We start from the raw sequence: 14,483 nt of genomic DNA, 5'->3' as shown, positions 1-14,483 counted from the left end.
GCCGTCAGGCCGGGTGCGGCCGTCAGGTGCGGTGCTGCCGTCAGGCCCCGTGCCGCCGTCGGGTCCGGTGGCCGGGGCCGGCCCCCGTCACCGGCCCGGCGCCGGGCGGCCCAGCACCCGGTCCTTCAGTACGGGGAACTGCTCCCGGACCGCGGCCACCCTGGCCGGGTCGAACTCGACCGTGAGGACCTCCTCGCCGGGGCCGGCCTCGGCGAGCACCTCGCCCCACGGGTCCACCACGATCGAGTGGCCGGCCTGCGGAACTCCGGCGTGCGTGCCGGACGTTCCGCACGCGAGCACGAACGCCTGGTTCTCCACCGCCCGCGCCTGGGCCAGCAGCGTCCAGTGCCCGCGTCGCCGCTCGGGCCAGCCCGCCGGGAGGACCAGCACCTCGGCTCCGGCGTCGACGAGTCCGCGGAAGAGTTCGGGGAAACGGAGGTCGTAGCAGGTGGCCAAGCCCAGCGTGGTCCCGGGCAGCCGGGCCGTCACCAGCTCGCGGCCCGCGCCCATCAGCACGGCCTCGCCCTTGTCGAAGCCGAAGCGGTGGATCTTGCGGTAGGCCGCGGCCAGTTCACCGGAGGGGGAGAAGAGGAGCGAGGTGTTGTAGAGGGGGCCGTCCCCCGTGGCGGAGCCGCTGCCGGATTCCGCCCGCTCGGGGATGGAGCCGGCGTGCAGCCACACCCCCGCGTCGCCGGCCGCCTTGGCCATCGTCTCGTACGTCGGCCCTTCCAGCGGCTCGGCCTCCCGGCCGAACTCCTGGTAGGCGAAGGCGCCGGTCGTCCACAGTTCGGGCAGTACGACGAGGTCGGCACCGCTCTGTTCCCGCACCAGCGCCGCGACGCGCCGGCGCCGGGAGTCGACCGATTCGCCCTCGTCCACAGCGATCTGGATCAGCGAGGCGCGCACACTACCACCGTCCTGGCATTCGAGTCGTCCACACGGGCCTACGATCGTCACACGAAAGCACTGCCGGGGTGCCTTTCAGCAGCGTAACTTAGCGTCTCAAGACACCCGCCGCAGTGCAGCGCCGCCCGCCGGGAACGCCGCCAGAACCTGCCCGTGTACCGACCGCCGAGGGGTCCCGTTCCGTGAGTCTGCATCCCACCCTCCAGCCCTACGCCGACGCCTGGACGCACTCCATCGACGCGATATCCGAGATGGCGCAGTCGCTCGTCGAGGGCGAGTGGAACCGGCGGACCCCCTGCCCGGGCTGGTCGGTGCGGGACATCGTGTCCCATGTCATCGGCCTGGACTGCGAGATGCTCGGCGACCCGCGCCCCATCCACTCCCTGCCGCGCGACCTGTTCCACGTCGCCACCGAGCACCAGCGCTACATGGAGATGCAGGTCGACGTCCGCCGCCACCACACGGCGCCGGAGATGACGGCCGAACTGGAGTACACCGTCATCCGCCGCAACCGCCAGCTGCGCAACGAGTCCCGCGACCCCGGCACCCTGGTGCGCGGCCCGCTGGGCACGGAGGTCACCCTGGAACAGGCCTACCGGATGCGGGCGTTCGACGTGTGGGTGCACGAGCAGGACCTGCGCACGGCCCTCGGCCGCCCCGGCAACCTGGACTCGCCGGGCGCGTACGTCACCCGGGACGTCCTCCTCGGCGCGCTGCCCAAGGTCGTCGCCCGTGACGCGAACGCCCCGCGCAGCTCGGCGGTCGTGTTCGACGTGCACGGCCCGGTGGAGTTCCTGCGCACGGTCCGCGTCGACATCCAGGGCCGCGGCACCCTGGAGAGCACCCCCGCCCTCGGCCCCGCCGCCACCCTCAGCCTGGACTGGGAGACCTACGTCCGCCTGGCCTGCGGCCGGGTCGCCCCCGAGGCGGTGGCGGACCGGGTCAAGACGGAGGGCGACCAGGACCTGGCGGCGGCGATCCTGCGCAACTTCGCGGTGACGCCGTGACCGGGCGCCCCGCTCGCCCCCCTCGCCGGTAAGTCCGCCTCCCGCCGGTTCCTCCCCGCCCGCCCACGGAAATCGGCATGCCCCGGGCCGCCGTCGGCGGTTACCGTCCCTGGCATGACCATGGAATCCACGTCGGCCGCGGCGCCGCCCCGGCTCAGCAGGCTCACTTTCCACGGGCCTCTCTCCCAGGACCGGGCTGCGGCCCTGGTCCGGCGGCTCGCCGGGGAACGGCCCGGAACCGTGCTGGACATCGGCTGCGGCTGGGGCGAGCTGCTGCTCCGGGTGCTCGAGGCCGTACCGGAAGCGCGCGGAGTCGGCGTCGACGTGAACGAGGAGGACCTGGCCCGGGGACGCCGCAACGCCGAGGCGCGCGGGCTCGCGGACCGCGTGGACTTCGTGGCGGAGTCGGCCCTCGGCACCCGGCGCGGGCCCGCCGACCTGGTGCTGTGTCTGGGTGCCAGCCAGGCGCTGAGCGCGGCCGAGCAGCCCGCCGCGGAGGCGCTGCGCGTGCTGCGCCGGCTGGTGAGCGACGGCGGCCGGGTGGTGCTGGGCGAGGGCTTCTGGGAGAGGACGCCCACGGAGGCCGAGCTGGCGGGCATGTGGCCGGGCGCCTCCGCCGACGACCACTGCGACCTGGGCACCCTGCTCGATCTCGCCGTGGCGGCGGGTTTCCGGCCGGAATGGACGGAGACCGCGAGCCTCGCGGAGTGGGAGGAGTTCGAGTCGGCGTACCAGGCGGACAAGGAGGTCTGGCTGGCCCGGAACCCCGACCACCCACTGGCCGCCGAGACCCGGACCGCCCTGGACCGCCACCGCCGCCAGTGGATGTCCTACCGCGGCATCCTGGGCATGGCCTACCTCACCCTGGCCCCGGTGACCGCACCCCGCTGACACCCCCACGGGTTGTCCGGCCCCCGGGTCGTCCGGCCCCTCAGCCGACGGAAACGGGGGCGCGTGGGTGGGCCGACTCACGCGCTCACGCAGCGGGCACGTGCACCGTCTCCACCCGGCTGGCCACCAACCGCTCCCGCTCCCGCCGCGCCGCCCGCCCCCGCAACCGCAGGATCTGGCCCACCCCGAACGCCTGGAGCACGAACACGGCGCTGAACGCCACGACGTAGTCGTCCCCGGTCGCGTCCAGCAGCACGCCGATCGCGAAGAGCGTCGTCATGGAGGCGACGAAGCCGCCCATGTTGGTGATGCCGGAGGCCGTCCCCTGGCGCTCGGGCGGGTTGGCCGGCCGGGCGAAGTCGAAGCCGATCATCGAGGCCGGCCCGCACGCGCCGAGCACCGCGCACAGCACCACCAGCAGCCACATCGGCGCGTGCCGCCCGGGGTAGGCCAGCGTCGCCGCCCACAGCAGCGCGGTCGCGCCGACCGTGCCCAGCGCCAGCGGCAGCCGGGCCGCGTGGTGGCGGGCGATGACCTGGCCGTAGACCAGGCCGATCACCATGTTGGACAGCACGACCAGGGTGAGCAGCTCGCCGGCCGTGGCACGGCTGAGCCCCTGCGCCTGGACGAGGAACGGCAGGCCCCACAGCAGCAGGAACACCATCGCCGGGAACTGGGTGGTGAAGTGCACCCACAGGCCGAGCCGGGTGCCCGGCTCCCGCCAGGACGCGGCGATCTGCCGGCGGACGTAGGCCGCGCCCTGGTGCGGGGACGGCTCCGGTTCCTGCCCCTCGGGATGGTCCCTGAGGAACAGCAGGGTCAGGACGAGGACGACCGCGCCCGCCAGGGCGCTGCCCGCGAACGCCGGGGTCCAGCCGAGGCCGTGCAGCAGCCGGGACAGGACGAGGGTGGAGACCAGGTTGCCCGCCATGCCGACCAGGCCGGCGAGCTGCGCTATCAGCGGCCCGCGCCGGGCCGGGAACCAGCGGGTGCCGAGCCGCAGCACGCTGATGAAGGTCATCGCGTCACCGCAGCCCAGCAGCGCACGGGAGGCGAGCGCGGTGCCGTAGGAGGGGGAGAAGGCGAAGCCCAGCTGCCCGGCGGTGAAGAGGACCGCCCCGATGCTCAGCACCCTCTTGGTGCCGAGGCGGTCCACCAGCAGGCCGACGGGTATCTGCATGCCCGCGTAGACCAGCAGCTGGAGGATGGAGAACGTCGAGAGGGCGGAGGCGCCCACGTGGAAGCGGTCGGCCGCGTCGAGACCGGCGACCCCCAGCGACGTACGGAAGATGACGGCGACGAAGTAGACGGCCACACCGATGGACCACACGGCGGCGGCCCGGCGTCCGCCGGGGGCGCCCCGGGGTTCTTCGGGTTCCGGGGGAGGGTCACCCGGAAGGGTGGTGTCGCGCTCGCCGCTCACCGGACCTCACCCCGCGCGAGGTGCGAGAACCAGCTCACATGGCGGTGCACGACCTCGACGGCCGCCTCCGCGTCCCCGGCACGCAGCGCGTCCAGGATCTCCTCGTGTTCGACGAGCGTCTTGGCGATCCGGTCGGGGTGCGAGTGCATGATGGCGACGCCCATCCGCAGTTGGCGGTCGCGCAGCTGGTCGTAGAGCCGGGAGAGGATCTCGTTGCCCCCGCTGCGCACGATCTCGGCGTGGAAGCAGCGGTCGGTGACCGCCGCGGCGGCCAGGTCACCGGCCGCGGCCTGCGCCTTCTGCCGTTCCAGCAGCTCGGCCAGCCGCTCCAGCAGACCGGGCGGGGCGGGTACCGCCTTGCGGGCCGCGTGCTCCTCGACCAGCAGCCGGGTCTCCACCACGTCGGCGATCTCCTGCGCGGAGACGGGCAGCACCAGGGCGCCCTTCTTCGGGTAGAGCCGGATCAGGCCCTCGGCCTCCAGCCGGAGCAGGGCCTCCCGGACGGGCGTGCGCGAGACCCCGACGGCCTCGGCCAGCTCGCCCTCGGTGAGCAGGGTGCCGCCCTCGTAACGGCGGTCGAGCACACCCTGCTTGACGTGGGCGTACACGCGGTCGGCGGCGGGCGGCGGCTTGAGGGACTGGGGGGCGGACTGCTCGACGGCCGTGTTCATGCCGACAGGATAGATACAACACGTACGCATGGACAGGACCGTCCGCCATGCGGACGTGGCGCAACCTCCTCGCAGCGACCGCACAACCTTCTGTGCTACTTACGTGTCACACATGTACGGCCCCCCTCCCCCATGCCACCTCAACTGGGCCGTACTCCAGGGGCATTCAAGACATCCGAGGTACATCACGTTGATTACCGGCATTACGGGCACCCGCCTCCGCAAAGCCGCCGCCGTCGCCGTCACCTCCGGCGCGCTGGTCGCGACCGGTGCCCTCACCGCAGCGCCCGCGCAGGCCGTCACCGCGCCCTCGATCGTGGCCAAGGGCGGGTATGTGATGAACAACGCCAGCGGCTCGACGCTGTACACGAAGGCCGCCGACACCAGGCGGTCCACCGGTTCCACCACGAAGATCATGACCGCCAAGGTCGTGCTCGCCCAGTCGAACCTCAACCTGGACGCCAAGGTCACGATCCAGAAGGCGTACAGCGACTACATCGTCGACAACAACTACGCGTCGAACGCCGGGCTCATCGTCGGCGACAAGGTCACCGTCCGTCAGCTGCTGTACGGGCTGATGCTGCCGTCCGGCTGTGACGCGGCGTACGCGCTCGCCGACAAGTTCGGCTCGGGTTCGACCCGGGCGGCGCGCGTGAAGTCGTTCATCGGCAAGATGAACACCACGGCGAAGAACCTCGGCCTGAAGAACACGCACTTCGACTCGTTCGACGGCATCGGCCACGGCGCCAACTACTCCACGCCTCGCGACCTGACGAAGCTCGCCAGCAGCGCGCTGAAGAGCTCCACGTTCCGCACGATCGTCAAGACGAAGACCTACACCGCGAAGACGATCACCAAGACGGGCGGCACCCGCACGATGAAGCCGTGGAACAACACCAACGGGCTTCTCAGCAGCTACAGCGGCACCATCGGTGTGAAGACCGGTTCCGGTCCGGAGGCCAAGTACTGCCTGGTCTTCGCCGCGACCCGGAACGGCAGGACGGTCGTCGGCACCGTCCTCGCCTCCTCCTCCATCGCCCAGCGCGAGACGGACGCGAAGAAGCTCCTCAACTACGGGTTCGCCAAGCTCGGCTGACCCCCACCACCGCAACACGGGCCCGTCGCGCACCGCGACGGGCCCGCCTTCTATACAGACAACACCCGTGCCATCGAGGGCCTGTTGGCGGCTTTTCCCCCGCAATCGTGAATATCCCTGTTGCAGTTGGCATATTCGAATTGCCCCGCTCTACGTTCCGGAGCGGAGGTGGTTCACATGAACGAACCCAAGAAGAAGTCGGACTCCGCCGCCCGGCGCGAGGCGATCGACATCAGCGACTTCGTGTACGCGGCGACCGGAGCCCGCGTTCGCCGACTGACGATGCCGGACGGGAGCCACTGGTTCCCGGCGGTGGACGTCTGCAAGGAGCTGGGGCACAGCAACCCGCAAAAGGCGCTTGCCGACCATGTGCCGGTGGAGCACCGAGAGTGTCTCGAGACCCTAACTGGAGGTTACGGTCTCAGCGTTCCCGCAGGTAGGGGATGGCGCCGAGACCTGAACATCATCTCTCTGCAAGGTCTCATCCTGCTCGTCAACGCCTGCACCAAGCCGGCCTGCATGCCCTTCAAGCAATGGGCCGCCGAGGTGATCGAGACGGTCCAGAGGGATGGTTCCTACACCCTCCAGGAAGCCGAGGTGCAGCCCGCCGAACCGGGCGCGCCCATCGCGTACGCCATGCCCGAGCAGGTCGCGGAAGCCATCGTCCGGCTCGAGGCGCACAACCTCCAGCTCGACGAGCAGATGGCCGGCGGACAGCGCCAATCGATCGAGCTGCAGAAGGAGATGCTGGCCGTCCAGACGGAGACGCTGGCGGTACAGAGGGAGACACTGGCGGTCCAGAAGGAATCACTGGCGCTGCAGAAGGCCACGCTCGCCGTGCACCAGGCCATGGTCCGGGCCCTGGAGCGCATCGGGGACCGACTCGACGCGCTCGTCCTCGAACGCCGGACGCCCAGCGGCCCCTTCGGCGCGCCGCCCACCACGGAGACCGTTCTGGCCGACTGGCGGCAGCGCTTGTCCGTGACGGCGGACGTGTGGACGGTGGCCGTCGTCATCGCCCCGATCCTGGTCGAGAGGGGCGAGCTGCGCGAGCCGCTGGAATCCGTCGCGGCCCGTACCGGCCTCTCGGTGCACCGTGTCAACGAATGCCTCCGCCTGCTGCGCAAGCACGCCTGTATCCGTTCGCGTGGCGGTGCGGAGGACGGGGCGCCGGTGTACGTGCTCGGCCAGGCCTAGGCGGAGCAACCGGTCCCGGAAGCGGTGGGGCGGTCGCAAGACGAAGTTGCGGCCGCCCCAGCCTGTTCCCGACGTTACCGTGTCGGGGCCGTCACGCCCAGGTGATCAGCCTCTTCGGCTGTTCCAGTATCGCCGCCACGTCCGCCAGGACCTTGGAGCCCAGCTCGCCGTCGACCAGGCGGTGGTCGAAGCTCAATGCGAGCGTGGTGACCTGACGCGGCTTCACCTTGCCCTTGTGCACCCACGGCTGGAGCTTGATCGCGCCGACCGCGAGGATCGCGGACTCCCCGGGGTTGAGGATCGGCGTACCGGTGTCCACGCCGAAGACGCCGACGTTGGTGATGGTCACCGTGCCGCCCTGCATCGCCGACGGCGAGGTCTTGCCCTCGCGGGCCGTCGACACCAGGTCAGCGAGCGCCTCGGCCAGCTCCGGGAGCGTCTTGGCGTGGGCGTCCTTGATGTTCGGAACGATCAGCCCCCGGGGAGTGGCGGCCGCGATGCCCAGGTTGACGTAGTGCTTGAGCACGATCTCCTGGGCGGCCTCGTCCCAGGACGCGTTGATCCCCGGGTTGCGCCTGATGGCGACCAGCAGGGCCTTGGCGATCAGCAGCAGCGGGTTCACCCGCAGCCCCTGCATCTCCTTGTCCTGCTTCAGCTCCTCGACGAGTTTCATCGTGCGGGTCACGTCCACCGTCACGAACTCGGTGACGTGCGGTGCCGTGAAGGCCGAGCCGACCATCGCCTGCGCGGTCGCCTTGCGGACGCCCTTGACCGGCACCCGGGTCTCGCGCGCGGTGTCGTACGACGCCGCCGGCGCCGGGGCCACGGGGGCGGCCGGGGCCGGGGCCGCCGGCTCGGCCGCCTGGGGCGTGGCCGCCGCGTGGACGTCCTCGCGGGTGATGATCCCGTCCGGGCCGGAGGGGATCACCGCGGCCAGGTCGACGCCCAGGTCCTTGGCGAGCTTGCGCACCGGCGGCTTGGCCAGCGGGCGCGGCTTGCCGGCGGCCACGCCGTGGCCGTTCAGCTCGGTCTGGATCGCCTGGGCCGGTGCCGGGACGCTCACCTCGGGGCCCTTGCGCGGGCGGCGGCGGGTCGAGGACGTGGCCACGCCGTAGCCGACGAGGACCGGCTGGCGGCCCTCGGGCTTCGGCTCCTCCTTCGCCGGCGCCGGCTGCGCGGACTGTGCGGGCTGGGCCGCGGGCTGCTCGGCGGGGGCCTGCGGCGCGGCGGCGCCGGCAAGGGCCACCGCGATGATGGGCGTGCCCACGTCCACCGTGGTGCCCTCGGCGAAGTGCAGGGACTGCACCACACCGTCGTAGGGGATGGGGAGCTCCACCGCCGCCTTGGCGGTCTCCACCTCGCAGACCACCTGGCCGTCGGTGACCGTGTCACCCGGCTTGACGTACCACTTGAGGATCTCCGCCTCGGTGAGTCCCTCGCCCACGTCGGGCATCTTGAACTCGCGTACGGACTCTTCCGTCATCGTCGTCACGGCCCTCTCCTCAGTACGCCAGCGAGCGGTCGACGGCGTCGAGCACGCGGTCCAGGTCCGGCAGGTACGCCTCTTCCAGGCGCGCCGGCGGGTACGGGGCGTGGTAGCCGCCGACCCGCAGGACCGGTGCCTCCAGGTGGTAGAAGCAGCGCTCGGTGATGCGGGCGGAGATCTCCGCGCCGGAGCCGAAGAAGACCGGCGCCTCGTGCACCACGACCAGGCGGCGGGTCTTCTCCACCGAGGCCTGGATCGAGTCGAAGTCCAGCGGGGACACCGTGCGCAGGTCCAGGACCTCCAGGGACTTGCCCTCTTCGGCGGCGGCGGTCGCGGCCTCCAGGCAGAGCTTCACCATCGGGCCGTAGGCGGCCAGGGTGAGGTCGGTGCCCTCGCGGACGACCTGGGCCCTGTGCAGCGGGGCCGGGATGGCCTCGAAGTCGACCTCGGCCTTGTCCCAGTAGCGCCGCTTGGGCTCGAAGTAGATCACCGGGTCGTCGCTCTGGATGGCCTGCTGCATCATCCAGTACGCGTCGGAGGCGTTGGACGGGCTGACGATCTTCAGGCCGGCCACGTGCGCGAAGAGCGCCTCGGGGGACTCGGAGTGGTGCTCGACCGCGCCGATGCCGCCGCCGTAGGGGATACGGACGACGACCGGCAGCTTGACCTTGCCCAGCGAGCGGGCGTGCATCTTGGCGAGCTGGGTGACGATCTGGTCGTAGGCCGGGAACACGAAGCCGTCGAACTGGATCTCCACCACCGGGCGGTAGCCGCGCAGGGCCAGGCCGATCGCGGTGCCGACGATGCCGGACTCGGCGAGCGGGGTGTCGAAGACCCGGCTCTCGCCGAAGTCCTTCTGGAGCCCGTCCGTCACCCGGAAGACGCCGCCGAGCCGGCCGACGTCCTCACCCATGATGAGTACCTTCGGGTCGGCGTCGAGGGCGCGACGCAGCGACTCGTTGATGGCCTTGGCCATCGCCATCTTCTCTGCCATGTCAGTGACCCCCTTCCGCGTCCGCGAACGACGCCTGGTAGGCGGCGAACTGGGCGCGCTCCTCGTCGACGAGCGCGTGCCCGTCCGCGTACACGTTCTCGAAGATGGCGAAATGGTCCGGGTCGGGCATGGCGCGGACCGCTTCGCGCACTCGTCTGCCCAACGCCTCGGACTCGGACTCGAGTTCCGCGAAGAATCCCTCGTCCGCGTGGTTTGAGACCTCCAGGTGCCGGCGCAGGCGCAGGATCGGGTCCTTCGCCTCCCAGGCCAGCCGCTCCTCCTCGCCCCGGTAGCGGGTGGGGTCGTCGGAGGTGGTGTGGGCGCCCATGCGGTAGGTGAAGGCCTCGACCAGGGTCGGGCCCTCTCCGTTGCGGGCCCGCTCCAGCGCCCACCTGGTGACCGCGAGGCAGGCCAGTACGTCGTTGCCGTCGACGCGGACGCCGGGGAAGCCGAAGCCGGCGGAGCGCTGGTAGAGCGGCACGCGGCTCTGCCGCTCGGTCGGCTCGGAGATCGCCCACTGGTTGTTCTGGCAGAAGAACACCACCGGGGCGTTGTGGACCGCGGAGAAGGTGAACGCCTCGGCGACGTCGCCCTGGCTGGAGGCGCCGTCGCCGAAGTAGGCGATGACCGCCGAGTCCCCGCCGTCCCGGGCCACGCCCATGGCGTAGCCGGTGGCGTGCAGCGTCTGGGAGCCGATGACGATCGTGTAGAGGTGGAAGTTGTTGCTGTTCGGGTCCCAGCCGCCGTTGTTCACGCCGCGGAACATGCCGAGCAGGTTGGTGGGGTCGACGCCGCGGCACCAGGCGACGCCGTGCTCGCGGTAGGTCGGGAAGACGTAGTCGTCGTCGCGCAGGGCCCGGCCCGAGCCGATCTGGGCGGCCTCCTGGCCCAGCAGGGAGGCCCACAGACCCAGTTCGCCCTGGCGCTGGAGCGCGGTGGCCTCGGCGTCGAAGCGGCGGGTGAGCACCATGTCGCGGTACAGGCCGCGCAGCTCTTCGGGGGTGATGCCGGCGACGTGGGCGTCGTACTCGGCGTTCTTGACCCGCTTGCCCTCCGGCGTCAGCAGCTGCACGAGTCCGGGCTCGGTGTTCTTCCTGCGGGTGCTGCGGGTGGTGCGCTTGGTGCCGGTGGCCCCGGTCGTGTCGCCGGCCGTGCCGGCCTTGCTGCCGGTGGTGCCGGCCTTGCCTGCGGCGTTGCGCCGCGGTTTGCGCGCGGCACTGCTCTCCACGCTCACGTGTGCTCCTCCGTCGTTCCGGCCCCCGGGGTTGCCGGTAGGCCAGTGCGGCTCACCTGTTTCGACCACCGGGCACGGGGTGGGTGCCACTCGGCCGGGTACAGGCGTGACAGGTGCCCCGGCGAGCGCCCTGCAACCATTACGTTACCCAGTGCTCCACATTTCTGTGAAACCCCGTTTGACCTGCGATTTTGCTTGGATTTCCAAGTAAATCGAAGAGACGGGAAAGCGTGCTGGTCACAGCCTTGTGGCCGTCCGGAGCAGTCGCACGTTATCCCGCCCACCCAGGTCTCGGGAAGAGTAAGTGTGTGAGACTGGCTCCGTCCGCGTAGAGGGAGAAATCCGGGTATTTCTTCTGGACGGCCACGAGGCCGGCCGCCGCGGCGCCCACGAGGCGCCGTCCGTCGCGCCGGGCACCGGACCGGGCGGCGAGGACCGGCCGATCGCCGGATCACCGAACGGCGGTATCCCGCCAAAAAGATGATCAAGAATTCCGCCGTCCGCCCGCGCGCGGAACTCGGTATCCGGCGGTGTTCCCCGGCGGGGGCATATGTCGCCCGCATACAAGCGGAAAAGCCCGCGGCGTGACCGAATGCGACCGTCGGCGACTGCCTGTGACAACCCCCAGCTCACAGGGGCTGCGCGTGCCCTAACATCTGGCGCGTGCCGCGCTCATGTGTACCACCCGTCGTGCCCCATGCGCCCCCTCTGGGCGCCCTGCTCCGCCTGTACGCCGCGGGTACCGCCCTCACCTGTGAGCCGGTCGACCAGGGCCTGCTGAACCGCGGCTACCGGCTGTGCACCACGCGCGGCCGCTACTTCCTCAAACACCACTTCGACCCCGACACCGCCGACCCGGCCGCCATCGAACGCCGGCACCGCGCCACCCAGCGGCTGGCCGACCTCGGTGTGCCGGTCGCCCTGCCGCTCGCCCACCGCGAGGGCCGCACGGTCGCCGTCGTGGGGGGCCACGCCTACGCCCTGCACCCCTGGATCGACGGCAGGCACCGCCACGGCGGCCAGCTCACCCGTGGGGAGAGCGCCCGCCTGGGAGCCCTCCTGGGCGCCGTACACGCCTGCCTGGAGCGGGTGATGCCGCCCAAGGGGCGCACGCGCCCGGCGACCAGCCCGCACCCCGTGGAGAGCGCCGACCCGGCCGACACCTTCGCGCTCATCGACGACCTGCTCGCCCACGTGCGCCGGCACCGCCCCGCCGACGCCTTCGACGAGCTCGCCCGGCACCGGCTGCTGGAGCGCCGGGCGCTGCTGGAGCAGCACGCGGACCGGCGCCCGCCGCGCGGCGGCTCGGTGGGCTGGGTGCACGGCGACTTCCACCCGTTCAACCTGCTCTACAAGGACGACGCCCCGGCCGCGATCGTGGACTGGGACCGGCTCGGCGTGCAGCCGCGCGCGGAGGAGGCCGTACGCGCCGCCGCGATCTTCTTCGTACGGCCCGGCGGCACCCTGGACCTGCCGAAGGTGCGCGCCTACGCGCGCGCGTACCGGCGCGCGGCCGGCGCCACTCCCTCGGAGCTGGCGGCGGCCGTGCACCGGGTGTGGTGGGAGCGGCTGAACGACTTCTGGATGCTGCGCTGGCACTACGAGCGCGGCGACACGCGCGCGGACCGCCAGTTCCCGGCCGCGTCCGCGCTCGCGGTGTGGTGGACGCGCGAGTACGACGCGGTGTGCGACGCGTTCGTGCGCTGAACGCCCGGCGTCACCCCAGGCCGACGCCGGTCCCGCTCACGCTGAACGTGCACCTCCGGCCGACGCCGGTCCCGGTCACGCCGGACCGGCGTCGCGCGGCGACGCCGTCCCGGTCGCCGTGGGCGTGCTTCAACCGGTGGTCTCGCCGGTGCTGCCGTCCGTCGTGGTCCCGCCCTCGGTGGTGCCGCCGTCCGTGGTCCCGACGGTGGTGCCGCCGTCCGTGGTCCCGCCGTCGGTCGTGCCGCCGTCCGTGGTGCCGCCGGTGTCCGTGCCGCCGTCCGTGGTGCCGCCGTCCGTGGGCTGCGACTGCGAGGGCTCCGGGTCGGACGGCTCACCGCTCGGGCTGGAACTGGCCGACTGCGGCTGGCTGTACGACGGCGTGGTCGCCGGCGGCCAGCCGGAGCCGGTACCCGTGTCCGAACCGGTGTCGGTCGAGGTGTCGGTGGGCGCGCCGGTGTTCTCCTCGGACGGGCTCGCGGAGGGCGACTTGTCCTTCGTGCTCTTGGAGTGCGTGCTGGTCGGCTTGGTGTCGGTGCCGTTGCCGCCGTCGCCGCCCGCGCTCTTGAGCGCCAGCGCCACGCCCGCCGCGATCGCGATGACCGCGAGGACGGCGAGGACCAACAGCTTGCCGCGGCCGCTGCCCTTGTTGCCGCGGCCCTCGAAGCCGCCGTCGTCGCCGTAGCCCGTGGGCAGGATCGGCTGCGGGATCTGCGCGGTGCCGCCCTCGTGGGGATGCGGCATGACGGTCGTCCCGGCGAAGCCGCTCGCCGGGGTGTGCCGGCCCTCGTGCGCCTCCACCGGTCCGGTGTTCCAGGTGCCGGTGTGGCCGCCCTGGTCGTAGAGCATCTGGAGGCCGTACTGGACCAGACCGCGCATCTCCTCGGCCGTCTGGAACCGGTCGTCGGGCTCCTTGGCCAGGGAGCGCATGACCAGGCCGTCCAGCTCCGGCGGGCAGCCCTCGGAGACCTCCGAGGGCGGCGTCGGGATGTCCTGCACGTGCTGGTAGACCACCGACAGCGGCGTCTCGCCGGTGAAGGGGGGCCGCAGCGCGAGGAGTTCGTACAGCAGGCAGCCGGTCGCGTACAGGTCGGAGCGGTGGTCGACGGCCTTGCCGAGCGCCTGCTCCGGGGAGAGGTACTGCGGGGTGCCCATGACCATGCCGGTCTGCGTCATCGTCGTCGAGGCGCCGTGCAGGGCGCGGGCGATGCCGAAGTCCATCACCTTGACCGCACCGCTGTGGGTGATGATGACATTCGCCGGCTTGATGTCACGGTGCACGATGCCGTGCTGGTGCGAGTAGGCGAGCGCCTCCAGCACGCCGGAGACGATGATCAGGGCCTGCTCGGGCCCCGGCGCCTCGGCGTTCATCAGCAGGTCGCGGATGGTCCGGCCCTCGACCAGCTCCATGACGATGTACGGCACGGCCTGGCCGCCCACCTGGTCCTCGCCGGAGTCGTACACGGCGACGATCGCGTGGTGGTTGAGGCCGGCGACGGACTGGGCCTCACGGGTGAACCGGGCCTTGGAGGTCGGGTCCTCGGCCAGGTCGGCGCGGAGCAGCTTGACCGCGACGGTACGGCCCAGGCGGACGTCCTCGGCGGCGAACACCTCGGCCATGCCGCCGCGGCCCAGCCGGTGCGTCAGCCGGTACCGGCCGTCGCCGACGAGCCCGCCGTTCCCCCACATCTCCGGCGCGTCCGACATGCCGCCGCCGCCAGTCGCCTCGGGGTCGGACGGGCCCTGAGAGCGCTGCGTCTGTGCCATCAGTCCTCGCCGTCGTTTCTGCCCGCGGTGCGCGCGGTGTTGTTACGGTCTCCGTCGGCCACGCTACAGCCTCCGTGGGGGCCACCGGTTCGGAACGGACCGGGACC

General features: G+C 71.8%; 12 protein-coding genes. 5 read left to right on the top strand and 7 right to left on the bottom strand.

What is annotated here, in order from left to right:
- Positions 1-87: 87 nt before the first annotated feature.
- Positions 88-906, bottom strand: a complete 819-nt coding sequence (locus ABZ576_RS26015) for a carbon-nitrogen family hydrolase (protein ID WP_360745439.1) — start codon at positions 904-906, stop codon at positions 88-90.
- Positions 907-1,088: 182 nt separating this feature from the next.
- Between ABZ576_RS26015 and ABZ576_RS26010 the strand changes: the two genes are divergently transcribed.
- Together ABZ576_RS26010 and ABZ576_RS26005 are read left to right on the top strand one after the other, a co-directional pair.
- Positions 1,089-1,913 carry a maleylpyruvate isomerase family mycothiol-dependent enzyme gene (locus ABZ576_RS26010; protein WP_360745436.1) on the top strand — a complete coding sequence of 275 codons (825 nt, stop codon included), beginning with the start codon at positions 1,089-1,091 and terminating at the stop codon, positions 1,911-1,913.
- Positions 1,914-2,033: 120 nt separating this feature from the next.
- Entirely contained in the window at positions 2,034-2,804 is a 771-nt protein-coding gene (locus ABZ576_RS26005; RefSeq protein WP_360745661.1) for a class I SAM-dependent methyltransferase, read from the top strand.
- Between the two features lie 85 nt (positions 2,805-2,889).
- Here ABZ576_RS26005 and ABZ576_RS26000 read toward each other — a convergent pair whose 3' ends face one another.
- Both ABZ576_RS26000 and ABZ576_RS25995 read right to left on the bottom strand, forming a co-directional pair.
- Positions 2,890-4,134 carry an MFS transporter gene (locus tag ABZ576_RS26000; protein ID WP_360745658.1) on the bottom strand — a complete coding sequence of 415 codons (1,245 nt, stop codon included), beginning with the start codon at positions 4,132-4,134 and terminating at the stop codon, positions 2,890-2,892.
- Between the two features lie 89 nt (positions 4,135-4,223).
- Positions 4,224-4,898 carry a GntR family transcriptional regulator gene (locus ABZ576_RS25995; protein ID WP_360745434.1) on the bottom strand — a complete coding sequence of 225 codons (675 nt, stop codon included), beginning with the start codon at positions 4,896-4,898 and terminating at the stop codon, positions 4,224-4,226.
- Positions 4,899-5,088: 190 nt separating this feature from the next.
- Here ABZ576_RS25995 and ABZ576_RS25990 point away from each other — a divergent pair, with 190 nt between their 5' ends.
- A complete protein-coding gene (locus ABZ576_RS25990; protein ID WP_360745431.1) occupies positions 5,089-5,994 on the top strand; it encodes a D-alanyl-D-alanine carboxypeptidase in 906 nt (301 codons plus the stop codon).
- A 177-nt stretch (positions 5,995-6,171) separates the two neighbouring features.
- Positions 6,172-7,191: a Bro-N domain-containing protein gene (locus ABZ576_RS25985; protein ID WP_360745428.1), complete on the top strand. Its 1,020-nt coding sequence runs from the start codon at positions 6,172-6,174 to the stop codon at positions 7,189-7,191.
- 91 nt (positions 7,192-7,282) lie between these two features.
- On the opposite strand, the gene ABZ576_RS25980 is transcribed toward ABZ576_RS25985, so the two are convergent.
- From ABZ576_RS25980 to pdhA, 3 genes are read right to left on the bottom strand one after another with little or no spacing between them, the layout of a single operon-like run.
- Entirely contained in the window at positions 7,283-8,683 is a 1,401-nt protein-coding gene (locus ABZ576_RS25980) for a dihydrolipoamide acetyltransferase family protein (RefSeq protein WP_360745425.1), read from the bottom strand.
- Positions 8,684-8,693: 10 nt separating this feature from the next.
- Positions 8,694-9,671 carry an alpha-ketoacid dehydrogenase subunit beta gene (locus ABZ576_RS25975; protein ID WP_360745422.1) on the bottom strand — a complete coding sequence of 326 codons (978 nt, stop codon included), beginning with the start codon at positions 9,669-9,671 and terminating at the stop codon, positions 8,694-8,696.
- Between the two features lies 1 nt (position 9,672).
- Positions 9,673-10,905 (bottom strand): pyruvate dehydrogenase (acetyl-transferring) E1 component subunit alpha, encoded by a 1,233-nt coding sequence (gene pdhA / locus ABZ576_RS25970; RefSeq protein WP_360745419.1) that lies wholly within the window; start codon positions 10,903-10,905, stop codon positions 9,673-9,675.
- A 690-nt stretch (positions 10,906-11,595) separates the two neighbouring features.
- On the opposite strand from pdhA, the gene ABZ576_RS25965 reads away from it, so the two are divergent.
- Positions 11,596-12,612 carry a phosphotransferase gene (locus ABZ576_RS25965; protein ID WP_360745416.1) on the top strand — a complete coding sequence of 339 codons (1,017 nt, stop codon included), beginning with the start codon at positions 11,596-11,598 and terminating at the stop codon, positions 12,610-12,612.
- A gap of 129 nt (positions 12,613-12,741) precedes the next feature.
- On the opposite strand, the gene ABZ576_RS25960 is transcribed toward ABZ576_RS25965, so the two are convergent.
- Positions 12,742-14,376 carry a protein kinase gene (locus ABZ576_RS25960; protein ID WP_360745413.1) on the bottom strand — a complete coding sequence of 545 codons (1,635 nt, stop codon included), beginning with the start codon at positions 14,374-14,376 and terminating at the stop codon, positions 12,742-12,744.
- Positions 14,377-14,483: the final 107 nt, after the last annotated feature.

The organism is Streptomyces sp. NPDC013455 (assembly GCF_040632975.1).
Classification (GTDB): Bacteria; Actinomycetota; Actinomycetes; order Streptomycetales; family Streptomycetaceae; genus Streptomyces.
This window is presented reverse-complemented; position numbering and strand designations above follow the sequence as displayed.

Bases quoted from the DNA above. Each gene is read 5' to 3' on its own strand.
- ABZ576_RS26005 (WP_360745661.1), top strand. From the start codon at position 2,034: ATGGAATCCACGTCGGCCGCGGCGCCGCCCCGGCTCAGCAGGCTCACT.
- ABZ576_RS25985 (WP_360745428.1), top strand. From the start codon at position 6,172: ATGAACGAACCCAAGAAGAAGTCGGACTCCGCCGCCCGGCGCGAGGCG.
- ABZ576_RS25975 (WP_360745422.1), bottom strand. From the start codon at position 9,671: ATGGCAGAGAAGATGGCGATGGCCAAGGCCATCAACGAGTCGCTGCGT.
- ABZ576_RS25960 (WP_360745413.1), bottom strand. From the start codon at position 14,376: ATGGCACAGACGCAGCGCTCTCAGGGCCCGTCCGACCCCGAGGCGACT.
- ABZ576_RS25995 (WP_360745434.1), bottom strand. From the start codon at position 4,898: ATGAACACGGCCGTCGAGCAGTCCGCCCCCCAGTCCCTCAAGCCGCCG.